The sequence below is a fragment of the Kluyvera huaxiensis genome, assembly GCF_040149365.1.
GTDB lineage: Bacteria > Pseudomonadota > Gammaproteobacteria > Enterobacterales > Enterobacteriaceae > Kluyvera > Kluyvera intermedia_A.
Map to the genome: position 1 here is coordinate 50,388 of NZ_JBEFLV010000023.1, position 24,442 is coordinate 74,829.

Below are 24,442 nucleotides of genomic sequence, written 5' to 3' on the forward strand. Positions count from 1 at the left end.
GGGATCAGCGGGTACCGTAAACGACAATGGTCTTGCCGTGTGCGGAGATCAGGTTTTGATCTTCCAGCATTTTCAGAATACGGCCCACGGTTTCGCGGGAACAACCGACGATCTGACCGATTTCCTGACGGGTAATCTTGATCTGCATACCGTCTGGGTGGGTCATGGCGTCAGGCTGTTTGGCCAGATTCAGCAGAGTCTGAGCGATACGCCCGGTCACATCCAGGAATGCCAGGTTACCCACTTTTTCAGAAGTAATCTGCAGACGACGTGCCATTTGCGAAGACAGGCGCATCAGGATGTCTGGGTTAACCTGAATCAGCTGACGGAATTTTTTATAAGAGATTTCAGCAACTTCACAAGCGGTTTTTGCTCTTACCCATGCGCTGCGTTCCTGGCCTTCTTCAAACAGGCCTAACTCACCGATGAAATCGCCCTGGTTGAGGTAAGAGAGGATCATCTCTTTGCCTTCTTCATCCTTGATGAGTACAGCCACTGAGCCTTTTACGATGTAATACAGCGTCTCTGCCTTTTCACCCTGGTGAATCAGCGTGCTCTTCGATGGGTACTTATGAATATGGCAATGAGACAAGAACCATTCGAGAGTCGGGTCTGTTTGCGGTTTGCCAAGCACCATGCGCGGTTATCCTCTGTTATAAGCTCTTCCCAGCGGCAAAACCTTGCAGCCACTGGTTGCAATAGTATCCTTCCCGTTACCTGGGAAGTCGGCTGTCGAATAGCGCCGCAGCCTGTAATGTGATGTCCTCTGCATACATGCAGTACGTTTATGTATTACCGTAGCATCCCGACTGTTTTAGCATAGCTTTAGCCGCGTGTCTCCTGGTGTCTCGCTTCAGCATGACGGGGATCGCCTTCCGTTGCGAGAATTGTTATGTGCGCGTAATCTGAGAAGAAAATTGCAACCTGGGAGTTAAAAATTATGCAAGCACGTGTGAAATGGGTTGAGGGGTTAACCTTCCTCGGTGAGTCTGCTTCAGGACACCAAATTCTGATGGACGGCAATTCTGGTGATAAAGCGCCAAGCCCTATGGAAGTGGTGCTGATGGCCGCGGGTGGCTGTAGCGCCATTGACGTGGTTTCTATTTTGCAAAAAGGTCGCTACAACGTGACCGACTGTGAAGTGAAGCTGACTTCCGAACGCCGTGAAGAGGCTCCGCGCCTGTTTACCCATATCAATCTGCACTTCATCGTGACTGGCAAAGAGCTCAAAGACGCGGCGGTATCGCGTGCGGTCGATCTCTCTGCCGAGAAGTACTGCTCCGTGGCGCTGATGCTGGAGAAAGCGGTCAATATCACCCACTCTTACGAAGTTATCGAGGGGTAATCCCCTCGACGTTAATTTCGACCTTCCATCAGACGCTGCACCAGCGGCGTCATGATGAGTTCCATCGCCAGCACCATCTTCCCGCCGGGCACCACCAGCGTGTTCATATGTGAGATGAATGACCCCTGCAGCATGGCTAATAGCCATGGGTAATCGATCCCTTCCAGATTGCGGAAATGAATCACCACAAAACTCTCATCAAGCGACGGAATACTTTTCGCGGCGAACGGGTTTGAGGTGTCTACCGTGGGTACGCGCTGGAAGTTGATATGGGTGCGAGAAAACTGCGGCGTAATGAAGTTGATGTAATCTTCCATTGAGCGCACGACGGAGTCCATCACCGCCTCGCGGGAATGGCCGCGCTCGCTGGTGTCACGGATCATTTTCTGGATCCACTCTAGGTTAACGATAGGCACTACGCCCACCAGCAGATCGACATGGCGCGCGACGTCGTGCTGCGGCGTGACGACGCCGCCGTGCAGCCCTTCATAAAACAGCACATCGGTCGGTTCCGGCAGCGGCTGCCACGGGGTAAATGTCCCCGGCACCTGATTCCACGGTACCGCTTCATCGTAAGTGTGTAGGTATTTGCGTGATTGCCCCTTACCGTTCACGCCGTAGTCGCGAAAGGTTTGTTCCAGCAGGCCGAAATCATTGGCGTCCGGGCCGAAGTAGCTGATATGGCGGCCCAGATCGCGGGCTTTACGAATCGCCATATCCATTTCAGGACGGGTATAACGGTGGAAGCTATCCCCTTCAACTTCTGCAGCTCGCAGATTGAGTTGAGCGAAGATTTTACGAAATGCCAGGCTGGTGGTGGTGGTTCCCGCTCCGCTGGAGCCGGTGACGGCGATAACTGGATGTTTGGCAGACATGCGAATAACTCCCTGAACAGGCTATCGGAAGCGGGGCGTGCTTCCGATAAGTATAGTTAACCGCGAAATTGGTTACGGGGCATGATGTTGACGGTCTCGTGAAGTTCAGACCACACCAGCACCGCTTCGCCTGTTTGTAGCTGGTGTTTTACGTCGGCGACCTTTTGCGCAAGTGAACGCTCATATTCACCATAATCAGTGCCTTCGCGCAAGACAAAGCTTTCAATCAATCTATCCAGCGTTTCCGGGTCGAGGTCCTGCCAGGGAATCATCATGCTTTCGTCCCAAGCCAGGCCATTAGCCAGGCGGGGATGCGTTTCTCCAGCCACATTTCCGGGTGGCGAAGGGTGCCGCCGATAAATCCGACGTGGCCGCCATGCTCGGTTAACTGGTACTCCACGTTATCCGGCAGCTCTTCCTGGGCGGGAATAGAGTGGTGATCCATAAACGGATCGTCTTTGGAATGGATGATAAGCGTCGGCTTGGTGATTTTGCTTAACGTCGGCATCGCGCTGCACTGGCGGTAATAGTCGATAGCATCGGCGAAACCGTGGATCTTCGAGGTGATCGAATCATCAAATTCACGGATGCGACGCATGCTCTTCAACTGGCGCAAGTCAACCGGCAGCGAGCCAGGGTAGGCTTTGAGTTTACGTGCCGCATTGCCTTTGAGCAGGTTCAGCAAATAGCGCTGATAGACGCGCGAGAAGCCTTTATCCATATGGTAGCTACAGGCTTCGAGCATAAACGGCGCGGAGACGATCACCGCCGCATCAATCGGGACCTCATCACCTTCTTTTGCTAGCAGGCAGGCCAGCATATTACCGCCGAGTGAATAACCGACTGCGGCGGTTGGCGCGGGGCCAAACTCACGCGCCAGCCAGCGTAAGAACCAGCTACCGTCTTCCGTTTCACCGGAATGGTAAATACGGTTCAGGCGGTTAGGTTCGCCGCTGCAGCCACGAAAATGCATCACCACGCCCAGCCAACCCTGCTGTTTTGCGGCATTAATCAGGCCGTGGGCGTAAGGGCTATGCAGGCTGCCTTCCAGACCATGAAACACCACCAGCCGCGGTTTATGCCGCGCGGCCTCGGGATCTTCGCTCCACGCTAAATCGACAAAATCGCCATCGGGCAGTTCAAGGCGCTGCCAGCATGGCGTGAACTGCAGCTTGCGGCGGATAAGCCGTGGCAACATCGTCTGGAGATGACGATTGCTGACGCCGCGCATCGGCACAAAGTCCGCGCTGCTTGAGGTGTCGATATTGAGGTCGTGGTGGGTTGTTTCAGTCATAACTCGGCGATGTTTACTTAAAATCTGGCGCCTACTATACCGCCACTTTGCCATTGTGTTTATGAAAATGAGGCATCAGTAGCCTTTTTTGCCCCTGCTGAATCTGATCCTAATCACAAATTGTTACTTCAATTATTACTCTCAGGCTAATGATTGGTGCCTACGCTTAATTGATGACTTTCTCACCAGGGTGCACACTCTTTCCAGTGTTAAGCAATCAAAATGATTAGCTGAATCAGGAGGTTAATAATGTTATCTGGGCAAACACCAGCACGCGTCTGGAACACACGTCGCACTGAAAAACAGCGGCGTCTGGCTTCCATTCCGGTGCAGGGCAAGGTCCTGCCGACCGCAGACCTGACCGCCATGCTGGAAAAACTGATCGCGCCGGGTGATCGCGTGGTATTAGAAGGCAATAACCAAAAGCAGGCAGATTTCCTGTCCCGCATGCTGGCTGAGGTTAACCCGCAGATCGTGCATGATTTGCATATGATTATGCCAAGCGTCGGGCGCAGTGAGCATCTGGATATCTTTGAAAAAGGCATCGCCCGCAAGCTGGATTTCTCCTTCTCCGGTACGCAAAGTCTGCGCATCTCACAGCTGCTGGAAGATGGCCTGCTGGAAATCGGTGCTATCCACACCTACATCGAGCTTTATTCCCGTCTGTATGTCGATCTCTCACCAAACGTGGCGCTGATTGCCGGTTTCAAAGCTGACCGTAAAGGCAACCTCTACACCGGGGCAAGTACTGAAGATACCCCCGCGCTGGTGGAAGCCGCTGCGTTCCATGACGGTATCGTCATCGCCCAGGTTAACGAACTGGTGGACGATGAGTGCGATCTGCCGCGCGTCGATATCCCGGGATCGTGGATTGACTATGTGGTTGTGGCCGACAAACCGTTCTTCATCGAACCGCTGTTTACCCGCGATCCGCGCCTGATCAAACAGGAACATATCCTGATGGCGATGATGGCCATCAAAGGGATCTATGCGGAGCACCAGGTACAGTCGCTCAACCACGGTATCGGTTTTAACACCGCGGCGATTGAACTGCTGCTGCCAACCTACGGCGAACAGCTCGGCCTGAAAGGCAAAATCTGTAAACACTGGACCCTGAACCCGCATCCGACGCTGATTCCGGCGATTGAAAGCGGCTGGGTTGAGAGCGTGCACTGCTTCGGCGGCGAACTGGGGATGGAGGAGTATATCCGTGCTCGTCCAGACATCTTCTTCACCGGTGCCGATGGTTCCATGCGTTCTAACCGCGCGTTCTGCCAGTTGGCAGGTCAGTACGCGGTCGACATGTTCATTGGTTCTACCCTCCAGGTGGATGGTTATGCCAACTCCTCAACGGTAACTCGCGGCCGTCTTTCTGGTTTCGGCGGTGCGCCAAATATGGGCCACGACCCGCACGGTCGCCGCCATGCAACGCCAGCCTGGCTCAACATGATTACCGAACCAGACCCGATGCAGCGCGGTAAAAAACTCGTCGTGCAGATGGTTGAAACCTTCCAGGCCGGTGTGAAACCAACGTTTGTAGAAAAACTCGATGCGGTTGAAGTGGCGAAAAGCTCCGGTATGCCTCTGGCTCCGGTGATGATCTACGGCGACGACGTGACCCATGTGCTGACCGAAGAGGGGATTGCTTACCTCTATCGTGCCGAAAGTCTGGAAGAGCGTCGTGCGATGGTCGCGGCGGTTGCCGGGATTACCGACATCGGTCTGGGTGTTGACGCGAAACGCGTTGCCGCACTGCGCCAGAGCGGCAAGGTCGTTTATCCAGAAGATATGGGCATCCGTCGTACCGACGCCACCCGTTCTCTGCTGGCGGCCGGTAGCGTGTCTGACCTGGTTGAATGGTCCGGCGGTCTTTACAACCCACCTGCGAAATTCCGGAGCTGGTAATGAAACTTCTGCCCCAGATTCACGTTGAAGGCGGTGCCGAATGGCTGGCGCGAACCGCCACGCAATGTCTGATTGACGAAGCACGATTAAGCCCAAAACCGGGTCTGGTGGACAGTCGGGGGAACGGCGCGCACCACGATCTTACTCTGGCGCTCATGGAGCGCTCGGCGCACAGCCTGACCTCCACGTTTCAGGCGCTGGCGCAGCAAAGCTGGCAGCGTCCAGCGGATATTGCGCTCAGACAAACCGTAGGGCGACTCGGCCGTGAAGGCGAGAAACAAATGATGACCGCCACCGACGGCGTGAATACCCACCGCGGTGCCATTTGGGCGCTGGGGCTGTTGGTCAGCGCCGTGGCGATGCACGGCGGCACGGGCAGCGCGCAGCAGGTTGCGGCGACCGCCGCAGAGCTGGCGAAGCTGCCGGATGCCGCGGCACCCAGGGTCTTCAGTAAAGGGCTGCGCGCCACCCACCGTTATCAGGTGCCGGGCGCGCGCGAAGAGGCACAGCAGGCGTTTCCACATGTGATGCAGCGCGCGTTACCGCAGCTGCGATTAAGCCGATTGAACGGCAGCAGCGAAACGCAGGCGAGGCTCGACGCGCTGATGGCGATCATGACCTCGCTGACCGATACCTGCGTGCTGTCCCGCGCGGGGCTGGAAGGGCTTGATGCCATGCAGGATGGTGCTCGCGCTGTGCTCCGCGCAGGCGGATGTGCTCATCCGGCCGGTCAGGCGGCGCTGGCGATGCTCGACGAGCAAATGCTGGCGTTGAACGCTTCGCCGGGCGGCGCGGCAGATTTACTCGCCGCCACCCTGTTTCTCGACCGCATCGAATCGCCTTATTTAAAGCATTAAGAGGATGTTATGGAACACATTACGTTAACCGTACCGGCCAGCCGCACCTTAAGCGGTAAAGCGCTGGCAGGCGTTGTGGGCTCCGGGGATATGGAGGTGTTATTCACCGCCGACCAGAGCCAGACATTAACCATTGATATCACCACTTCCGTCGATAACAGCCGTAGCCGCTGGGAAGCGCTGTTCAACCGTTTGCAAACGGTCAGCAGTCTGCCGGCTGGGAAACTGACGATCCACGACTTCGGCGCGACGCCCGGCGTGGCACGCATTCGTATCGAACAGGTCTTTGAAGAGGTGAGCTATGCGTGATGACCGCAGTTTTATCGAATTAAAAGCGCGTCAGCGCGCCCATGCGCTGCTTGACGAAGGCAGCTACCGCGAACTGCTCGACCCGTTTGAAGGCGTGATGTCGCCGTGGCTGGGCGCACAGGGCATCGTGCCGCAGGCCGATGACGGCATGGTTGTCGCCAAAGGCACCATCAACGGCAAACCCGCGGTTGTGGTGGCGATTGAAGGCGCATTCCAGGGCGGTAGTATGGGCGAAGTGTCCGGTGCCAAAATGGCGGCGGCGCTGGAGCTGGCGGCAGAAGATAACCGTAACGGCATCCCAACCCAGGCCGTTCTGAGCCTGGAAACCGGTGGCGTGCGTTTACAAGAGGCTAACCTTGGCCTTGCGGCGATTGCCGATATTCACGCGGCGATTGTCGATCTGCGTCGCTATACCCCGGTGGTCGGCATCGTTGCCGGTACCGTCGGCTGTTTCGGTGGGATGTCCATCGCGGCGGCGCTGTGTAGCTACCTGATTGTCACCCGTGAAGCGCGTCTGGGTCTGAACGGCCCGCAGGTAATCGAACAGGAAGCTGGGATTGAAGAGTATGACTCCCGCGACCGTCCGTTTATCTGGAGCATGACCGGTGGCGAAATTCGCTATCAAAGCGGGCTGGTAGAAGCGCTGGTAGGTGACGGCGTGAATGCGGTGAAAGCCGCGATGAACGACGCGCTAGCCAAAGGCGTACCGGCTAAACACCGTACCGACAACTATGACTGGTATCTCGACCGCCTGACCCATTTCGATACGCGTAAACAGGCTGATACTGAACAGATTAATGCGCTTTTCGCCCGGGAGGTGAAATGATGAGTAACTCAATAAGCCGTGGCGAATTATGGCTGCAAACCCTCGTACCTAACGCTAAACGCTTGGCCGGGTTATGCCCGTCCGTACAGGCTGCTGACGGCGAACTCAATGGTGAAGCGGTACGTTTTATTGCCGTCGTTCCCGACGCCAATAACCATTACCCGCGTGCCGCCAAAGGCGAAGTCGGTCTACTGGAAGGCTGGACGCTGGCCAAAGTGGTCAGCGAAACCATCGCTGCTGACGCTAACAACGCGGTTAAACGCCCGATTGTGGCGGTGATTGATGTGCCAAGCCAGGCGTACGGTCGTCGTGAAGAAGGTTTTGGTATTCACCAGGCGCTGGCCGGTGCCGCAGCGGCCTATGCCAATGCGCGTCTGGCGGGCCATCCAGTGATTGGCCTGATTGTCGGCAAAGCAATGTCCGGTGCGTTTCTGGCACACGGCTATCAGGCAAACCGTCTGATTGCCTTTAACGACAAAGGCGTGCTGATCCACGCGATGGGCAAAGAGTCTGCGGCGCGCATCACGCTGCGTACCGTCGACGCGCTGGAAAAACTGGCGGCCACCATTCCACCGATGGCCTATGACATCAGTAACTACGCCACTTTGGGGCTGTTGGAAAATCTGCTGGATATCAGCAACCCGGATGCACCGTCTGCCGACGATCTGACGCAGGTGAAAACCACGCTGCAACAGGCCATCAAAGATGCTCGTCAGGACCCGACGCTGAAAAGCCGCTTGGGCGCTGACAATCGCCGCAGTTCCGCTCTCGTACGTGAACGTATGCGGGCAAGCTGGTAAGTAAAAAGAGACCTGCCAGATGTGCGACCCCGCGGGCGCGGTTCATGCGCCCGTGAGGCAGTCTGCATCCTGAAAATAATAATCATCGCGTCAGTGCTAAAGCACATAGTCATTCAGACGGCATCAAGGCGGCAACTAAGCGAATCCCCTGGAGCTTACTAAAGTAAGTGACTGGGGGGAGCGAAGGCAGCCAACGCAGAGGCAGGCTGAATGGCGAAGTGATTTTCTTTTTTGAATTACAGGTGAAATATGACTTACGTAATTGTTCATGCTCTTGCTCCGATTTTCGTCATCATGCTGCTGGGATTCTGGGCCGGTAAGGCCAAAATGGTGGACAACAAAAATGTCTCCCTGCTCAACATCTTCGTGATGGACTTTGCTTTACCCGCCGCGCTGTTTAGTGCAACGGTACAGACTCCATGGGTTGGCATTGTTGCCCAGTCGCCGCTGATTCTGGTGCTGACGCTGGCGATGTGGATTACCTACGCCGCTATTTACTTTATGGCGACCAAAGTCTTCAATAAATCTCCGCAGGATGCGGCCGTGCTGACGCTGACCGTCGCGCTGCCAAACTATGCGGCGCTGGGCCTGCCGATTCTGGGTAGCGTACTGGGGGAAGCCTCTTCGACTTCGCTGTCCGTTGCCGTGTCGATTGCCTGTGGTTCCGTGCTGATGACGCCGTTCTGTCTGCTGATTCTCGAACGTGAAAAAGCGCGTGCCGAAGGCGGTAACACCGGTTCTACGCTCTCCATGCTGCCGGTTCTGATGTGGCGTTCAATCAAGAAACCGATCGTGATGGGCCCGCTGCTGGGGGTTATCCTCTCGGCGATTGGTATCAAAATGCCGGAGCTGGTACTGGCGGCAATCAAACCGCTGGGCCTGTCCGCTACCGCCGCGGCGCTGTTCCTGACCGGGGTGATCCTCTCTGCGCGTAAACTGCAAATCAACACCGTGGTGATTACCTCCACCATCGCCAAACTACTGATTCAGCCGGCGATTGCCTGGGGTATCGTGCTGATTCTCGGCCTGCATGGTTCTGTGGCTATTACCGCTATTTTGATGATTGCGCTGTCTGCCGGTTTCTTCGGCGTGGTATTCGGTAACCGCTTTGGCGTGCAGTCGCCGGATGCAGAAGCCGTGCTGCTGCTGAGCTCGGTACTGTGTATCCTGTCGCTGCCGCTGTTTATCTCGCTGACTTCAGGAATCTAAATCATGACCACAACATTACGCCCACACGACCTTATCTGGCTTAACGCGCGCGATGCGCTAGAAGGGACCACGGAGTCCTGGGTAGATGGCGTCTGGCATAGCGGACTGCCGGTGGTGGTGCGGCGTGATGTTGATGAAGCAGGGCGCATTCCCGTGGGTGTCCGCGGGATGAAGCGCGACCAGCGGGCGGCAGGTTGGGTTAAACCCGATGCTGTCACCCGTATTTGCACGCCAGAGTCGCTGGTTGACCCGCAATCGTTGCTGCGCTCACCGTTTATCTCCCAGCCGCCGGTTCAGGTGGCGTTGTTGCTGTCGCAGCAGGAGTGGCCGTGGGCGTGGGGCATTACCGGTAGCACTGGCTATGCGCTGGCCACCGGGATCCCGGTGATTCACGCCAGTAGTGATTTGGATCTGACGATTCGCGCGCCGCAGGCATTAGATCGCCCGTCGCTGGAAAAATGGCAACAGCAGCTGACGGATGGACTGTGCCGCGCCGACACGCAGGTTGAAACGCCGTACGGCGCGTTTGCCCTGAATGAGTGGCTGCGTGATGGCAAGGCGTTGCTAAAAACGTCGCATGGGCCGCGGTTGGTGAGCGACCCGTGGAGCAGGGAGGAATAAATGAAAATACTGTTTACCTTTCCGGGGCAGGGAACGCAGCATCCCGGTATGCTGCAACAGCTTCCCGGCACCGAGTTGGCGCAGGCGCGAGACGTGTTGGGCGCTGAAGCCGATACGCTGGATACCCCTGAAGCCCTGAAGCATACCCGAGCGGTACAGCTATCCTTGTTGATTGCCGGGGTGGCGTGGGCGCATGAATTAGAACGTCGCGGCGTGTCGCCGGACATTGTTAGCGGCCTGTCGATTGGTGCTTATCCGGCGGCGGTGGTTGCCGGTGCGCTCGATTTTACCGATGCGCTGAAGCTGGTGGCGCTACGCGGTGATTTAATGGAGCAGGCCTATCCGCACGGCTACGGCCTGACGGCGATTATGGGGCTGACGCTGAGCCAGGTGGAAGCGCTGATTGAAGGCAGCGGGACCTATATCGCTAACCTGAATGCGGAAACGCAGATTGTGATCGCCGGGAGCGATGAGGCCATGGCGAGCGTGGCAAAACGCGCGCTGGAGAAAGGGGCGAGCAAGGCCCACCGTTTAGCGGTGAGTGTGCCCTCGCACTGTGCGCTGCTGGCGCAGCCGGCGCAAACGCTGGTTGAAGCGTTTAGCCACGTGACGCTCTCCCGTCCGCGTTATGCCTATCTTAGCGGCAGTACCGGACGCGTGCTGTGGCAGCCGGAACGCATTGCTGACGATCTGGCGATGAATATGGCGCGGACGGTGCGTTGGCAGGACGCCGTCGTGTCTGCCAATGAACGTGAGGCAAGGCTGGCGATTGAGATGCCGCCGGGCGGCGTGTTGACCTGTCTGACGCGTCAGGCCGCCTGGGAAGGGGAATCTATTGCGCTGGAACGCAGCGGGCTGGACGTTGCCGTGCACCTGGCAAAACGGCTGCGTGGCTGATTTTTTTGGTCGGTCGGGTAAGGCGTAGCCGCCACTCGACAACGTTTATGCGCCGTCCTGCAAACTGCGGGCGTACATCCGGCCTTCAGCCGCCAGAGCCAGCAGGCTAGGGTCACGTTCGCGGTTGCGGGCGAAGACAATCGCAATCAGCTGCCGCATCTGGTATGGGTCGGCTAATTTCTGCAGATGCACCGTATTTTCATACATCTTTTTCATTCGCCCTGGCATCAGGGTAAATCCAACCCCGGCCTGCACCAGGCTTAGCATCGAGAAGATGTCGTTTACCCGGGTGACAATTTGTGGCTCAAACCCGGCAATGTGAAACGCTTCCTGGAACCCGGCGTAGGTGGCAAAGCCTTCCGCCAGTGAGACAAATTTCTCATTGCGGTAATCACGAAGATCCGCCGTTTTGCTGGTATTCAGCGCCGCGCTGGTCGGCGCGGCAAGGTAGATGTCATCGTGGAACAACGGCAGTACTTCCAGGCTGTTACGATCGATTTCGCTTTCCGAGATGGAGATGAGGATCGCATCCAGCGTGCCGTTCTCCAGCATATTCAGCAGGGCTGCGTTTGAGCCCATGGTCAGATCCATTTCCAGATCCGGGCGACGCAGCTTCATGCCCATGATCAGGCGTGGGACGGTTTCCAGCGTCAGCGAATAGAGGGTGCCAACGCGTAAGCGCCCCTGGCCGACGCCGGCGGTTTTTCGCGCCTCTTCCAGCCCGCGCTCCATCAACTGAGTCACTTCCTGACAATACTCCAGCAGCGTCCATGCCGCCGGTTGGGCGATAAGATTACGCCCTTTGTGCACGAACAGCGGACAACGAACGTTCTCTTCCAGCGTATGCAGCGCCCGATGGACGCTCACGCCGCTGATATCCAGCGCTTCAGCGGTGCGGGCAATGTTGCCCTTCTCCATAAAGGTCATGAAGATGGTCAGCTTGCGGAAGGTAATATCGTCGGTGATTGATAGATTCATCGTCCGGCCCCGCGGGTTAGTCGTTCTGCATCATCTGCTCAAGCTGTTCCTGTGCGTCCAGCCATGCCATTTCGCACTCTTCCAGCCCGGACTTGGCGCTGGCCTGCTGTTGCAGACACTCGGTCATTTCCGCCTTACGAGCTGGCTCGTACAGGCTGCTATCACCGAGCTTCTCTTCTGCCTTCGCCAGCTGGGCGTTGAGTTTTTCCATCTCTTTTTCCAGACGGGTAATCTCTTTACGCAGCGGCTGCGTCAGGGTGCGGAGTTCAGCTTCACGACGCTTCTGGTCTTTGCGTGACTGAGCGCTGTTGGCGTTATCTTTTGCCGGCTCATCGCTCTGGTTTTCCTGCTTTTGCACGTCGCTCAGCCACTGCTGATAGTCTTCGAGGTCGCCATCGAACGGTTCAACCTTTTTATCGTGCACCAGATAGAGATCGTCGGTGGTGGAACGGATCAAGTGACGATCGTGCGAGACCACGACCAGCGCGCCTTCGAAGTCGATCAACGCTTCGGTCAGCGCCTGACGCATATCGAGGTCAAGGTGGTTGGTAGGTTCATCGAGCAGCAACAGGTTTGGACGCTGCCAGACGATCAGCGCCAGTACCAGACGCGCTTTTTCACCGCCGGAGAAACGGGCGGTCTGCTCAGTTACCTTGTCGCCCTGGAAGCCAAAGCCGCCGAGATAGTCACGCAGTTTCTGTTCCAGCTCCTGCGGCGCCATCCGCGCAAGGTGTTGAATCGGGGATTCATCTGCGCGTAAGAATTCAAGCTGATGCTGAGCGAAGTAGCCAAGCTTAATGCCTTTGGCAAGACCGATTTCGCCATGCAGCGGCGCCAGTTCACCGGCCAGCAGTTTAATCAGCGTTGATTTACCCGCCCCGTTACGACCCAGCAGGCCGATACGCGAGCCAGGCACCAGGTTCAGCTTGATGGATTCGAGGATGGTGTGGTCGCCATAACCGGCGCTGACCTTTTCCATCTTCAGCAGCGGGTTTGGCAGGCTCTCCGGCGTACGGAAGCTAAAGCGGAATGGGTTATCCACGTGCGCTGGGGCAATCAGCTCCATGCGTTCGAGCATTTTGATACGGCTCTGCGCCTGCTTGGCCTTGGTGGCCTGAGCGCGGAAACGGTCGATATAGCTTTGCAGATGCGACACGCGCTCCTGCTGGCTTTCGTACAGCGCCTGCTGTTGAGCAAGGCGCGTGGCGCGCTGGCGTTCAAACGAGCTGTAGTTACCGGTGTATTCGAACATGGTTTGCTGTTCGATATGGATAATTTTGTCCACTACCGGGTCGAGGAAGTCGCGGTCGTGGGAAATCAGAATCAGCGTGCCCTGATAGCTTTTGAGCCATCTTTCTAGCCAAATCACCGCATCGAGATCGAGGTGGTTAGTCGGTTCATCGAGCAGCAGCAGGTCAGAACGACAAATCAGCGCCTGTGCCAGGTTAAGGCGCATACGCCAGCCGCCGGAGAAGTCGCTTACCGGGCGTTCAAGCTGTTCGTTGCTAAAGCCCAGGCCGTGCAGCAGGCTGGAGGCGCGAGAGCGGATGGTCCACGCGTCAATCGCGTCCAGCTTGCCGTGAACGGTGGCAATCGCGTGCCCGTCGTTACGTTCATTGGCGTCGTGCAGCTGGGCTTCGAGTTGACGGAACTCGCGGTCGCCGTCAATCACATAGTCTAGCGCCGGTTCGGCGAGGGCTGGCGTTTCCTGGTTAACCCACGCCAGCTGCCAGTTGCCGGGGTAGGTAAAGTTGCCGCCGTCGGCGCTAATCTCGTTTTTTAGCAGAGCGAGCAGCGTGGATTTACCGCAGCCATTTTTCCCCACCAGGCCGATTTTTTGCCCAGGGTTGATAGTGGCCGTTGCGTTATCCAGCAGGACACGCACGCCACGACGAATTTGTAACGAGGAGAAAACAATCATAAGGCGCCGTATGTTCTGACTATGTTAAATTGTCATTGTGATAATGTAATGTGAGCAATGTGCCGCACCGAGGCGCAATGGTAGCCTAAAACGTCGAAAATAGACAAAAGACAAAACCGGGAGGGGAATGATGTCTCAGACAGCGAAAGTGTTGCTGCTGTATGCCCATCCGGAATCTCAGGATTCGGTGGCTAACCGGGTTTTGCTTAAACCGGCTCGGCAGTTAAAAAACGTAACCGTGCACGATCTCTATGCACACTATCCTGATTTCTTTATTGATATCCCCCGTGAACAACAGCTGCTGCGCGAGCATGACGTTATCGTGTTCCAGCATCCGCTTTATACCTACAGCTGCCCGGCATTGCTGAAAGAGTGGCTCGACCGCGTGCTCAGCCGAGGTTTCGCCAGTGGCGTAGGGGGAAATGAACTGGCGGGAAAGTACTGGCGTAGCGTCATTACTACCGGCGAGCCGGAAAGCGCCTATCGCCACGATGGTCTGAATCGTTATCCGATGAGCGATATTCTGCGCCCGTTCGAACTGACCGCCGCCATGTGCCATATGCACTGGTTGAGTCCGATTATCGTCTACTGGGCGCGTCGACAGCCGCCCGATGAGTTGGCGAGCCATGCGAAAGCCTATGCCGATTGGCTGGCTGCGCCGATTACGGCAGGAGGACGATGATGGAAGGTTCCGATTTGTTACTGGCCGGTGTGCTGTTTCTGTTCGCGGCGGTTGCCGCGGTGCCGTTGGCGGCAAGGCTGGGCATTGGCGCCGTTTTAGGCTACCTGCTGGCGGGGATTGCCATTGGCCCATGGGGGCTGGGGTTTATCAGCGACGTTGATGAAATTCTCCATTTCTCCGAGCTTGGCGTGGTGTTCCTGATGTTCATCATTGGGCTGGAGCTGAACCCGGCGAAGCTGTGGCAGCTGCGGCGGCCTATCTTCGGCATTGGCGCCGCGCAGGTGATTTTTAGCGCGGCGATCCTCGGTGGGCTGCTGATGCTCACCGACTTCTCCTGGCATGCGGCGGTGATTGGCGGCATTGGGCTGGCGATGTCCTCTACGGCGATGGCGCTGCAATTGATGCGTGAAAAGGGCATGAATCGCAGTGAGTCAGGCCAGCTTGGCTTCTCGGTACTGCTGTTCCAGGATTTAGCCGTGATCCCGGCGCTGGCGCTGGTGCCATTGCTGGCTGGGGCGGGGGATGACCATTTTGACTGGCAAACCGTCGGCTTAAAAGTATTGGCCTTTGCCGGAATGCTGATCGGCGGCCGCTACCTGCTGCGTCCAGTGTTTCGCTTTATTGCCAGCTCCGGCGTGCGCGAAGTGTTTACCGCCGCTACGTTGCTGTTGGTGCTGGGTTCGGCGCTGTTTATGGATGCGCTGGGCCTCTCCATGGCGTTGGGCACCTTTATAGCGGGCGTGCTGCTGGCAGAGAGCGAATACCGACATGAACTTGAGATTGCCATCGATCCGTTCAAAGGGCTGTTGCTCGGCCTGTTCTTTATTTCGGTAGGGATGTCGCTCAACCTGGGCGTGCTTTACAGCCATCTTCTGCTGGTCATTATCTCCGTTGCGGTGCTGGTGGCGGTGAAAACGCTGGTGCTGTATCTGCTGGCACATCTGCATGGTTTACGCAGCTCCGAACGGATGCAGTTTGCCGGTGTGCTGAGCCAGGGGGGCGAGTTTGCTTTTGTTCTGTTCTCAGCGGCGTCTTCCTTCAAGGTGTTTAAAGGCGACCAGATGTCGCTGCTGCTGGTGACTGTCACTCTCTCTATGATGACCACGCCGCTGTTGATGAAGCTGGTGGATCTGGTGCTGTCGCGGCGTTTTAACTTGTCGGAAGAGGAAGATGAGGCGCCGTGGGTGGATGATGATAAACCGCAGGTGATCGTGGTGGGCTTTGGCCGTTTTGGCCAGGTGATTGGCCGCCTGCTGATGGCCAATAAGCTGCGCATTACCGTGCTGGAGCGCGATATCAGTGCAGTCAACCTGATGCGCAAGTACGGCTACAAGGTTTACTACGGTGATGCGACCCAGGTTGAACTGCTGCGGTCGGCCGGTGCCGAACAGGCCCAGTCGATTGTTATCACCTGCAACGAGCCGGAAGATACCATGAAGCTGGTTGATATCTGTCAGCAACATTTTCCTCATCTGCACATCATGGCCCGCGCCCGGGGACGTGTTGAGGCGCACGAACTACTGCAGGCTGGCGTGGTACAGTTTTCCCGAGAGACATTCTCGAGTGCACTGGAGTTGGGGCGTAAAGCGCTAATCTCCACCGGTATGCATCCGCATCAGGCGCAGCGCGCACAGCTGCACTTTAAGCGTCTGGATATGCGTATGCTGCGCGAGCTGATGCCGGTGCACAGCGATACCCAACAAATCTCGCGCGTGCGTGAAGCAAGACGTGAGCTGGAAGAGATTTTCCAGCGGGAGATGCAACAGGAACGGCGGCAGCTGGACGGCTGGGACGAATTTGAATAGAAGGTGAAGCATGGCGGTACGTAAACGTTTTATCGCGGGCGCAAAATGCCCATCGTGTCAGGCGCAGGATTCTATGGCGATGTGGCGCGAAAATAATATCGATGTGGTTGAATGCGTTAAGTGCGGACACCAGATGCGGGAAGCGGATAAAGAAGCGCGCGAGCACGTGCGCAAAGAAGAACAAGTTATCGGAATTTTTCATCCGGAGTAGCGTTCCGTGCTGTCTTTTTTTAAGCTAATGGGTACACGGGTGCAGAATTCCGCTACAATCTGCGCCACGAAATATTCCCATGCTCAGGAGATATCATGAAAGTAGCAAAAGACCTGGTGGTCAGCCTGGCCTATCAGGTACGTACAGAAGACGGTGTATTGGTTGATGAGTCTCCGGTAAGTGCACCGCTGGACTACCTGCATGGTCACGGTTCCCTGATCTCCGGCCTGGAAACTGCGCTGGATGGTCACGAAGTTGGTGATAAATTTGACGTGGCAGTAGGCGCAAATGACGCTTACGGTCAGTACGACGAAAACCTGGTTCAGCGCGTTCCTAAAGACGTCTTCATGGGCGTTGACGAACTGCAGGTTGGCATGCGCTTCCTGGCTGAAACCGACCAGGGTCCAGTTCCGGTTGAAATCACCGAAGTGGAAGACGAGCACGTAGTGGTTGATGGTAACCACATGCTGGCGGGTCAGAACCTGAAGTTCAACGTTGAAGTTGTCGCTATCCGCGAAGCTACCGAAGAAGAACTGGCTCACGGCCACGTTCACGGTGCAAACGGTCACGACCACGATCACGACCATGACCACGAAGGTTGCTGCGGTGGCCACGGCCACGATCACGACCATGGTCATGAACATGGTAAAGGCGGTTGCGGTAACGGCGGTTGCGGTTGCCACTAATCGGTCTGCTTGCCTGATGGCGTAACGCTTATCAGGCCTACCGATAGAGAACGTTTTATCGGCCGGATAACTTTCCGGCACAAAAAAAGCGGGTTTCCCCGCTTTTTTTTCGTCTCAATAGTGAGGCGGTGGCGTCTCTTCTGACTGGGACGCAATGTTTGACGGCTGGCTAGCCTTCAGTTTGTCCGTCAGCAGACGCAGGTGTTCGCGCAGTTTCGCCATTTCAAGTTCATGGGCGGTGACCGTTTGGTTGAGGTCATCAATGGTTACCTCCTGGAAGGCCAGTCGGCTTTCAAGTTCAGCCAAACGCACTTCGATAGTTGTTTCCTTCATGATGTCTCTCTCTACTGTTATCGCCAAAAGCGTTTCTGACGCGCGGATTCTACTCAACTTTTTTCGGCTGTGCAGCACTCCTGTGCGTGAGCGGAAACTTATTTAAACAAAAAGAGTCTGAAAAGAGTCGATATAAGAAGCGTTGATATGTAGATTTCCCCTACAACGTTCTATAGTACGCTTCTCATTTAGTTAACATTGGGGCGAGAGGCCCCGGCCCTGGAGAGATGGATGAAATCACTGTTTAAAGTAACGCTTCTGGCAACCACAATGGCCGTTGCACTGAATGCGCCACTGACTTTTGCTGCTGATACCGCAGCGAAAGCGGCACCAGCCGCTGAAAGTAAAGCCGCATTCAAAAATGACGACCAGAAATCTGCCTATGCACTGGGTGCATCGCTGGGTCGTTACATGGAAAATTCTCTGAAAGAGCAGGAAAAGCTGGGCATCAAACTGGATAAAGACCAGCTGATCGCCGGCGTTCAGGACGCTTTTGCTGATAAGAGCAAACTGTCCGATCAGGAAATTGAACAAACCCTGCAGGCATTCGAAACCCGCGTGAAGGCCTCTGCCCAGGCTAAGATGGAAAAAGACGCCGCTGATAGCGAAGCGAAAGGCAAAGCCTTCCGCGAGAAGTTCGCCAAAGAAAAAGGCGTGAAAACTTCTAAAACCGGTCTGATGTACAAGGTTGAGAAAGAAGGTACCGGTGACGCGCCTAAAGACAGTGACACCGTGGTGGTTAACTACAAAGGTACCCTGACCGACGGTAAAGAGTTCGATAACTCTTACACTCGCGGTGAGCCTCTCTCCTTCCGTCTGGATGGTGTAATCCCAGGCTGGACCGAAGGTCTGAAAAATATCAAGAAGGGCGGTAAAATCCAGCTGGTCATCCCACCGGATCTGGCTTACGGCAAAACCGGCGTTCCTGGTATCCCGGCAAACTCTACGCTGGTATTTGATGTTGAACTGTTAGACATCAAACCGGCTCCGAAAGCGGATGCGCAGCCTGAAGCTGCACCGGCTGACAAAGCCGCAGACGCTGCTAAAAAATAAGAGCATAAAAGCCGCCGCCCACTGGGCGGCGGCTTTTTATTATCCGCTGGATATAATTAATGCTGGAAAGCGCCTTATGCGCTGTATTACTTTAGATGCCCCTAATAGTGATGAGCCTGCCCTGACAACATAACGACAGGCTCCTGAAAAGGAGTGCTTTTTTTCATGTCCAGGTCGCTTTTAACCAACGAAACCAGTGAACTTGATTTACTGGATCAACGTCCTTTCGATCAAACTGACTTCGATATCCTGAAATCCTACGAAGCGGTGGTGGACGGGTTGGCGATGCTCATTGGTTCCCACTGTGAAATCGTGTTGCACTCACTGCAGGATCTAAAGTGCTCGGCAATACGCATTGCAAACGGCGAACATACCGGCCGCAAAATTGGTTCTCCGATTACCGATCTCGCGCTACGTATGCTGCACGATATGACGGGAGCGGATAGTAGCGTTTCCAAATGCTATTTTACTCGCGCCAAAAGTGGCGTATTGATGAAGTCCGTCACCATTGCCATTCGCAATCGCGAGCACCGTGTTATCGGTTTACTGTGCATCAACATGAACCTTGATGTACCGTTCTCGCAGATCATGAATACCTTCATTCCGCCGGAAACACCGGAAGTCGGCTCTGCGGTTAACTTTGCCTCTTCGGTTGAGGATCTTGTTACCCAGACGCTGGAGTTCACCATCGAAGAGGTGAATGCCGATCGCAACGTTTCCAATAACGCCAAAAATCGTCAGATCGTGCTTAATCTTTACGAGAAAGGGATCTTTGATATCAAAGATGCCATCAACCAGGTTGCCGACCGCCTGAACATCTCCAAACATACGGTTTATCTCTACATTCGCCAGTTCAAAAGCGGTGATTTTGTGGGGCAAGATAAGTAATGCGTTTTGCCATCATGGTGACTGGCCCTGCTTACGGCACGCAGCAGGCAAGCAGCGCGCTGCAGTTTGCCCAGGCTGCACTGGCGGAAGGCCATGAGATAGCCAGCATCTTTTTCTACCGGGAAGGGGTGTATAACGCCAACCAGCTGACTTCTCCGGCCAGCGATGAGTTCGATGTTGTCCGCGCGTGGCAGTCGCTCCATGACGCGCATGGCGTGGCGCTGCATATTTGTGTTGCTGCGGCGTTGCGCCGTGGTATCACCGATGAGAAGGAAGCCGCGCAGTTAGGGCTACCGGGATTTAATCTACAGCCTGGCTTTTCTCTTAGTGGGTTGGGTGCGCTGGCTGAAGCCGCGCTGACCTGCGATCGAACGGTACAATTCTGATGAAGCGCGTTGCGTTTGTATTTACCTCTGCGCCGCATGGCAGCTCTGCGGGCCGGGAAGGGCTGGACGCGCTGCTGGCGACGTCAGCATTAAGTGATGACCTCGGCGTCTTTTTCATTGGCGACGGCGTGTTTCAGCCATTGAGTCAACAAAAGCCTGGCGTGATTCTGGCGCGCGATTACATCGCGACCTTCAAACTGCTGGCGCTTTATGACATCGAGAACTGCTGGGTTTGCGCGGCCTCCATGCGTGAGCGTGGGCTGACGGCAGAAGCGTCGTTCGTAACGGAAGTGGAAGTGCTTGAACCGGACGCGCTGCGTCAGCAGCTTAACGAATACGATGTGATTTTGCGTTTTTGAGGCCCCTATGCTGCATACGCTAAGAACCTCTCCGTGGCATGCCGATATCGCGGGTATGCTCCGTCTTATGGACGAGGGTGATGATTTATTGTTAATAGCCGATGGCGTGCTGGCCGCAGTAGAAAACAGCCATTTTGTTGAAATCCTCCGCACAGCCCCCATATCCATCTACGTGTTGAATGAGGATGCGCAGGCGCGGGGTCTTTGTGCTCAAATTTCGAGCGATGCTATGATGGTCAGCTATACTGACTTCGTCAGGTTAACGGTAAAACACCCGGCGCAAATCGCCTGGTAACGTGTGACCGTTGTATATTTCTTGACACCCTATCGGCATAGCCCTAAAATTTCGCGTCCTCATATTGCATGAGGCGATTTATTACGTGTTTACGAAGCGAAAGCTACAACCAGGAGCTATTTAATGGCAACAGTTAACCAGCTGGTACGCAAACCACGCGCACGCAAAGTTGCAAAGAGCAACGTGCCTGCGCTGGAAGCCTGCCCGCAGAAACGTGGCGTATGTACTCGTGTATATACCACCACTCCTAAAAAACCAAACTCCGCACTGCGTAAAGTATGCCGTGTGCGTTTGACTAACGGTTTTGAAGTGACTTCCTACATCGGTGGTGAAGGTCACAACCTGCAGGAACACTCCGTGATCCTGATCCGTGGCGGTCGTGTAAAAGACCTTCCGGGTGTTCGTTACCACACCGTTCGTGGTGCGCTTGACTGCTCCGGCGTTAAAGACCGTAAGCAATCACGCTCCAAGTATGGCGTGAAACGTCCTAAGGCTTAATGGTTCTCCGTTAAGTAAGGCCAAACGTTTTATATTAATGTCAAACTAAACTCTTAGAGTTTTGGACAATCCTGAATTAACAACGGAGTATTCCCATGCCACGTCGTCGCGTCATTGGTCAGCGTAAAATCCTGCCGGATCCTAAGTTCGGATCAGAGCTGCTGGCTAAATTTGTAAATATCCTGATGGTAGATGGTAAAAAATCTACCGCAGAAACCATCGTATACAGCGCGCTGGAGACCCTGGCTCAGCGTTCTGGTAAAGATGGCCTGGAAGCTTTTGAAGTAGCCCTCGAAAACGTGCGTCCGACTGTCGAAGTTAAGTCTCGCCGCGTTGGTGGTTCTACTTATCAGGTTCCAGTTGAAGTCCGTCCGGTTCGTCGTAATGCTCTGGCAATGCGTTGGATCGTTGAAGCTGCTCGTAAACGCGGTGATAAATCCATGGCTCTGCGCCTGGCGAACGAACTTTCTGATGCTGCAGACAACAAAGGTACTGCAGTTAAGAAACGTGAAGACGTTCACCGTATGGCAGATGCCAACAAGGCGTTCGCACACTACCGTTGGTAATCCCTTCGGAGTATTAGTCACCAGGCGGGCGCTTCAGAGAAGCTGCCCGCTTTGGGTTACTTAACTGAACGCCTAAAAAGATAAACGAGGAATCAAATGGCTCGTACAACACCCATCGCACGCTACCGTAACATCGGTATCAGTGCGCACATCGACGCCGGTAAAACCACTACTACCGAACGTATTCTGTTCTACACCGGTGTAAACCATAAAATCGGTGAAGTTCATGACGGCGCGGCTACCATGGACTGGATGGAGCAGGAGCAGGAACGTGGTATCACCATCACTTCCGCTGCGACTACTGCATTCTGGTCTGGTATGGCTAAGCAGTATGAACCACACCGTGTAAACATCATCGACACCCCGGGGCACGTTGACTTCACTATCGAAGTAGAACGTTCCATGCGTGTTCTTGATGGTGCGGTAATGGTTTACTGCGCAGTTGGTGGTGTTCAGCCACAGTCTGAAACCGTATGGCGTCAGGCAAACAAATATAAAGTTCCACGCATTGCGTTCGTTAACAAAATGGACCGCATGGGTGCAAACTTCCTGAAAGTTGTTGGTCAGATCAAAACCCGTCTGGGCGCGAACCCTGTTCCGCTGCAGCTGGCGATTGGTGCTGAAGAAGGTTTCACCGGTGTCGTTGACCTGGTGAAAATGAAAGCCATCAACTGGAACGAAGAAGATGCAGGCGTAACCTTCACTTATGAAGATATTCCAGCTGACATGCAGGACCTGGCTGACGAATGGCACCAGAACCTGATCGAGTCCGCTGCTGAAGCTTCAGAAGAGCTGATGGAGAAATACCTGGGTGGTGAAGAACTGACTGAAGAAGAGATCAAAAAAGCTCTGCGTCAGCGTGTTCTGAACAACGAAATCATCCTGGTAACCTGTGGTTCTGCGTTCAAGAACAAAGGTGTTCAGGCGATGCTGGATGCGGTAATTGATTACCTGCCATCCCCAGTCGACGTACCTGCGATCAACGGTATGCTGGACGACGGTAAAGACACTCCGGCTGAGCGTCATGCAAGTGATGAAGAGCCGTTTGCTGCGCTGGCGTTCAAAATCGCAACCGACCCGTTTGTTGGTAACTTGACCTTCTTCCGTGTGTATTCCGGTGTGGTTAACTCTGGCGATACCGTATACAACCCGGTGAAATCTGCTCGTGAGCGTTTTGGCCGTATCGTTCAGATGCACGCTAACAAACGTGAAGAGATCAAAGAAGTTCGCGCGGGCGACATCGCTGCTGCTATCGGTCTGAAAGACGTTACCACTGGTGATACCATCTGTGATCCAGATAACGTGATCATTCTGGAGCGTATGGAATTCCCTGAGCCGGTAATTTCTATCGCCGTAGAACCGAAAACCAAAGCTGACCAGGAAAAAATGGGTCTGGCTCTGGGTCGTCTGGCTAAAGAAGATCCATCATTCCGCGTATGGACTGATGAAGAATCTAACCAGACCATCATCGCTGGTATGGGTGAACTGCACCTCGACATCATCGTTGACCGCATGAAGCGTGAATTCAACGTTGAAGCGAACGTCGGTAAACCTCAGGTTGCTTACCGTGAAGCGATTCGCGCGAAAGTTACCGATATCGAAGGTAAACACGCTAAGCAGTCTGGTGGTCGCGGTCAGTACGGTCATGTTGTTATCGACATGTACCCACTGGAGCCGGGTGTGAACCCGAAAGGCTACGAGTTCATCAACGACATCAAAGGTGGTGTAATTCCTGGCGAATACATCCCTGCCGTTGATAAAGGCATCCAGGAACAGCTGAAATCTGGCCCACTGGCTGGCTACCCGGTTGTTGATCTGGGCGTGCGTCTGCACTTCGGTTCTTACCATGACGTTGACTCCTCCGAGCTGGCGTTTAAACTGGCCGCTTCTATCGCCTTCAAAGATGGCTTTAAGAAAGCGAAACCAGTTCTGCTTGAGCCTATCATGAAGGTTGAAGTAGAGACTCCGGAAGAGAACACCGGTGACGTAATCGGTGACTTGAGCCGCCGTCGTGGTATGCTCAAAGGTCAGGAATCCAACGCTACTGGCGTTGTGATCCACGCTGAAGTTCCGCTGTCCGAAATGTTCGGTTATGCAACTCAGCTGCGTTCACTGACCAAAGGCCGTGCTTCTTACTCCATGGAGTTCCTGAAGTACGACGATGCGCCGAACAACGTTGCTCAGGCCGTTATTGAAGCCCGTGGTAAATAAGCCACAGGATTAAAACCTAAGTCCCGTGCTCTCTCCAAAGGGGAGAGCACTATAGTAAGGAATATAGCCGTGTCTAAAGAAAAATTTGAACGTACAAAACCGCACGTCAACGTTGGTACTATCGGCCACGTCGACCACGGTAAAACTACCCTGACTGCTGCAATCACTACCGTACTGGCTAAAACCTACGGCGGTGCTGCTCGTGCTTTCGACCAGATCGATAACGCACCAGAAGAAAAAGCTCGTGGTATCACCATCAACACTTCCCACGTTGAATATGACACCCCGACTCGCCACTACGCACACGTAGACTGCCCAGGCCACGCCGACTATGTTAAAAACATGATCACCGGTGCTGCGCAGATGGATGGCGCTATCCTGGTTGTTGCTGCGACTGATGGCCCTATGCCACAGACTCGTGAGCACATCCTGCTGGGTCGTCAGGTAGGCGTTCCGTACATCATCGTGTTCCTGAACAAATGCGACATGGTTGATGACGAAGAGCTGCTGGAACTGGTAGAAATGGAAGTTCGTGAACTTCTGTCTCAGTACGATTTCCCAGGCGACGACACTCCTATCGTTCGTGGTTCCGCGCTGAAAGCGCTGGAAGGCGAAGCTGAGTGGGAAGCAAA

Annotated in this window: 29 protein-coding genes; 22 read left to right on the top strand and 7 right to left on the bottom strand. The window is 55.0% G+C overall.

Features of this window, described 5'->3' with window-relative positions:
* Window positions 1–4: 4 nt before the first annotated feature.
* Window positions 5–637 carry a cAMP-activated global transcriptional regulator CRP gene (crp, locus tag ABOC97_RS19975; RefSeq protein ID WP_039332728.1) on the bottom strand — a complete coding sequence of 211 codons (633 nt, stop codon included), beginning with the start codon at window positions 635–637 and terminating at the stop codon, window positions 5–7.
* 303 nt (window positions 638–940) lie between these two features.
* On the opposite strand from crp, the gene ABOC97_RS19980 reads away from it, so the two are divergent.
* The gene (locus ABOC97_RS19980; protein ID WP_052282806.1) at window positions 941–1,345 is read left to right on the top strand and encodes an OsmC family protein; all 405 of its coding nucleotides are present in this window, start codon (window positions 941–943) and stop codon (window positions 1,343–1,345) included.
* An 11-nt stretch (window positions 1,346–1,356) separates the two neighbouring features.
* Here ABOC97_RS19980 and ABOC97_RS19985 read toward each other — a convergent pair whose 3' ends face one another.
* From ABOC97_RS19985 to ABOC97_RS19995, 3 genes are read right to left on the bottom strand one after another with little or no spacing between them, the layout of a single operon-like run.
* Window positions 1,357–2,220 carry a phosphoribulokinase gene (locus tag ABOC97_RS19985; RefSeq protein ID WP_349601151.1) on the bottom strand — a complete coding sequence of 288 codons (864 nt, stop codon included), beginning with the start codon at window positions 2,218–2,220 and terminating at the stop codon, window positions 1,357–1,359.
* 56 nt (window positions 2,221–2,276) lie between these two features.
* Window positions 2,277–2,495 carry a YheU family protein gene (locus ABOC97_RS19990; protein WP_166515476.1) on the bottom strand — a complete coding sequence of 73 codons (219 nt, stop codon included), beginning with the start codon at window positions 2,493–2,495 and terminating at the stop codon, window positions 2,277–2,279.
* A complete protein-coding gene (locus ABOC97_RS19995; RefSeq protein WP_349601154.1) occupies window positions 2,492–3,514 on the bottom strand; it encodes a hydrolase in 1,023 nt (340 codons plus the stop codon). The genes ABOC97_RS19990 and ABOC97_RS19995 overlap by 4 nt, the downstream gene beginning before the upstream one ends.
* A 249-nt stretch (window positions 3,515–3,763) precedes the next feature.
* Between ABOC97_RS19995 and mdcA the strand changes: the two genes are divergently transcribed.
* From mdcA to mdcH, 8 genes are all read left to right on the top strand, one after another.
* A complete protein-coding gene (gene mdcA / locus ABOC97_RS20000) occupies window positions 3,764–5,419 on the top strand; it encodes a malonate decarboxylase subunit alpha (RefSeq protein WP_052282802.1) in 1,656 nt (551 codons plus the stop codon).
* A complete protein-coding gene (locus ABOC97_RS20005; protein WP_349601156.1) occupies window positions 5,419–6,276 on the top strand; it encodes a triphosphoribosyl-dephospho-CoA synthase in 858 nt (285 codons plus the stop codon). Before mdcA ends, ABOC97_RS20005 begins: the two co-directional genes overlap by 1 nt.
* Before the next feature lie 9 nt (window positions 6,277–6,285).
* Window positions 6,286–6,585 carry a malonate decarboxylase acyl carrier protein gene (mdcC, locus tag ABOC97_RS20010; protein WP_349601158.1) on the top strand — a complete coding sequence of 100 codons (300 nt, stop codon included), beginning with the start codon at window positions 6,286–6,288 and terminating at the stop codon, window positions 6,583–6,585.
* A complete protein-coding gene (locus ABOC97_RS20015) occupies window positions 6,578–7,411 on the top strand; it encodes a biotin-independent malonate decarboxylase subunit beta (protein ID WP_349601160.1) in 834 nt (277 codons plus the stop codon). Before mdcC ends, ABOC97_RS20015 begins: the two co-directional genes overlap by 8 nt.
* Window positions 7,411–8,211, top strand: a complete 801-nt coding sequence (gene mdcE / locus ABOC97_RS20020) for a biotin-independent malonate decarboxylase subunit gamma (protein ID WP_349601186.1) — start codon at window positions 7,411–7,413, stop codon at window positions 8,209–8,211. Before ABOC97_RS20015 ends, mdcE begins: the two co-directional genes overlap by 1 nt.
* 249 nt (window positions 8,212–8,460) lie before the next feature.
* Complete coding sequence (locus tag ABOC97_RS20025; RefSeq protein WP_349601162.1) at window positions 8,461–9,420, top strand: AEC family transporter; 960 nt, start codon at window positions 8,461–8,463, stop codon at window positions 9,418–9,420.
* 3 nt (window positions 9,421–9,423) lie between these two features.
* Window positions 9,424–10,041, top strand: a complete 618-nt coding sequence (locus tag ABOC97_RS20030) for a malonate decarboxylase holo-ACP synthase (protein WP_349601164.1) — start codon at window positions 9,424–9,426, stop codon at window positions 10,039–10,041.
* Complete coding sequence (gene mdcH / locus ABOC97_RS20035) at window positions 10,042–10,938, top strand: malonate decarboxylase subunit epsilon (RefSeq protein ID WP_349601166.1); 897 nt, start codon at window positions 10,042–10,044, stop codon at window positions 10,936–10,938.
* 45 nt (window positions 10,939–10,983) lie between these two features.
* Here the strand turns inward: mdcH and ABOC97_RS20040 are convergent, their stop codons facing one another.
* Entirely contained in the window at window positions 10,984–11,916 is a 933-nt protein-coding gene (locus tag ABOC97_RS20040; RefSeq protein ID WP_349601168.1) for a LysR family transcriptional regulator, read from the bottom strand.
* 16 nt (window positions 11,917–11,932) lie between these two features.
* Window positions 11,933–13,837 carry an ABC transporter ATP-binding protein gene (locus tag ABOC97_RS20045; RefSeq protein WP_349601170.1) on the bottom strand — a complete coding sequence of 635 codons (1,905 nt, stop codon included), beginning with the start codon at window positions 13,835–13,837 and terminating at the stop codon, window positions 11,933–11,935.
* Window positions 13,838–13,964: 127 nt separating this feature from the next.
* On the opposite strand from ABOC97_RS20045, the gene kefG reads away from it, so the two are divergent.
* From kefG to slyD, 4 genes are all read left to right on the top strand, one after another.
* Complete coding sequence (gene kefG / locus ABOC97_RS20050; protein ID WP_234502700.1) at window positions 13,965–14,519, top strand: glutathione-regulated potassium-efflux system ancillary protein KefG; 555 nt, start codon at window positions 13,965–13,967, stop codon at window positions 14,517–14,519.
* A complete protein-coding gene (gene kefB, locus ABOC97_RS20055) occupies window positions 14,519–16,324 on the top strand; it encodes a glutathione-regulated potassium-efflux system protein KefB (RefSeq protein ID WP_349601188.1) in 1,806 nt (601 codons plus the stop codon). The genes kefG and kefB overlap by 1 nt, the downstream gene beginning before the upstream one ends.
* Window positions 16,325–16,334: 10 nt before the next feature.
* Window positions 16,335–16,535: a YheV family putative zinc ribbon protein gene (locus tag ABOC97_RS20060; RefSeq protein WP_035894371.1), complete on the top strand. Its 201-nt coding sequence runs from the start codon at window positions 16,335–16,337 to the stop codon at window positions 16,533–16,535.
* A gap of 95 nt (window positions 16,536–16,630) precedes the next feature.
* Window positions 16,631–17,221 (top strand): peptidylprolyl isomerase, encoded by a 591-nt coding sequence (slyD, locus tag ABOC97_RS20065; RefSeq protein ID WP_349601173.1) that lies wholly within the window; start codon window positions 16,631–16,633, stop codon window positions 17,219–17,221.
* A 114-nt stretch (window positions 17,222–17,335) separates the two neighbouring features.
* Here slyD and ABOC97_RS20070 read toward each other — a convergent pair whose 3' ends face one another.
* Window positions 17,336–17,554, bottom strand: coding sequence for a protein SlyX (locus tag ABOC97_RS20070; RefSeq protein WP_061282479.1), 219 nt, complete (start codon window positions 17,552–17,554; stop codon window positions 17,336–17,338).
* A gap of 231 nt (window positions 17,555–17,785) precedes the next feature.
* On the opposite strand from ABOC97_RS20070, the gene fkpA reads away from it, so the two are divergent.
* The 9 genes from fkpA to ABOC97_RS20115 form a co-directional block, all read left to right on the top strand.
* Window positions 17,786–18,607 (top strand): FKBP-type peptidyl-prolyl cis-trans isomerase, encoded by an 822-nt coding sequence (fkpA, locus tag ABOC97_RS20075; protein WP_234502705.1) that lies wholly within the window; start codon window positions 17,786–17,788, stop codon window positions 18,605–18,607.
* Window positions 18,608–18,772: 165 nt separating this feature from the next.
* Complete coding sequence (locus tag ABOC97_RS20080) at window positions 18,773–19,495, top strand: helix-turn-helix transcriptional regulator (protein WP_052282786.1); 723 nt, start codon at window positions 18,773–18,775, stop codon at window positions 19,493–19,495.
* Window positions 19,495–19,881, top strand: coding sequence for a sulfurtransferase complex subunit TusD (gene tusD / locus ABOC97_RS20085; protein ID WP_349601176.1), 387 nt, complete (start codon window positions 19,495–19,497; stop codon window positions 19,879–19,881). Before ABOC97_RS20080 ends, tusD begins: the two co-directional genes overlap by 1 nt.
* Window positions 19,881–20,240: a sulfurtransferase complex subunit TusC gene (tusC, locus tag ABOC97_RS20090; RefSeq protein WP_349601178.1), complete on the top strand. Its 360-nt coding sequence runs from the start codon at window positions 19,881–19,883 to the stop codon at window positions 20,238–20,240. Before tusD ends, tusC begins: the two co-directional genes overlap by 1 nt.
* Window positions 20,241–20,247: 7 nt before the next feature.
* Window positions 20,248–20,535, top strand: coding sequence for a sulfurtransferase complex subunit TusB (gene tusB, locus ABOC97_RS20095; RefSeq protein WP_349601180.1), 288 nt, complete (start codon window positions 20,248–20,250; stop codon window positions 20,533–20,535).
* Between the two features lie 123 nt (window positions 20,536–20,658).
* Window positions 20,659–21,033 carry a 30S ribosomal protein S12 gene (rpsL, locus tag ABOC97_RS20100; RefSeq protein ID WP_003023654.1) on the top strand — a complete coding sequence of 125 codons (375 nt, stop codon included), beginning with the start codon at window positions 20,659–20,661 and terminating at the stop codon, window positions 21,031–21,033.
* A gap of 95 nt (window positions 21,034–21,128) precedes the next feature.
* On the top strand, window positions 21,129–21,599 hold the full coding sequence (gene rpsG / locus ABOC97_RS20105; RefSeq protein WP_052282782.1) for a 30S ribosomal protein S7: 471 nt from the start codon (window positions 21,129–21,131) through the stop codon (window positions 21,597–21,599).
* A 96-nt stretch (window positions 21,600–21,695) separates the two neighbouring features.
* Window positions 21,696–23,810 carry an elongation factor G gene (gene fusA / locus ABOC97_RS20110; RefSeq protein ID WP_234502711.1) on the top strand — a complete coding sequence of 705 codons (2,115 nt, stop codon included), beginning with the start codon at window positions 21,696–21,698 and terminating at the stop codon, window positions 23,808–23,810.
* 69 nt (window positions 23,811–23,879) lie between these two features.
* Window positions 23,880–24,442 (top strand): GTP-binding protein (locus tag ABOC97_RS20115; protein WP_349601184.1); only part of this gene is annotated, 563 nt, incomplete at its 3' end.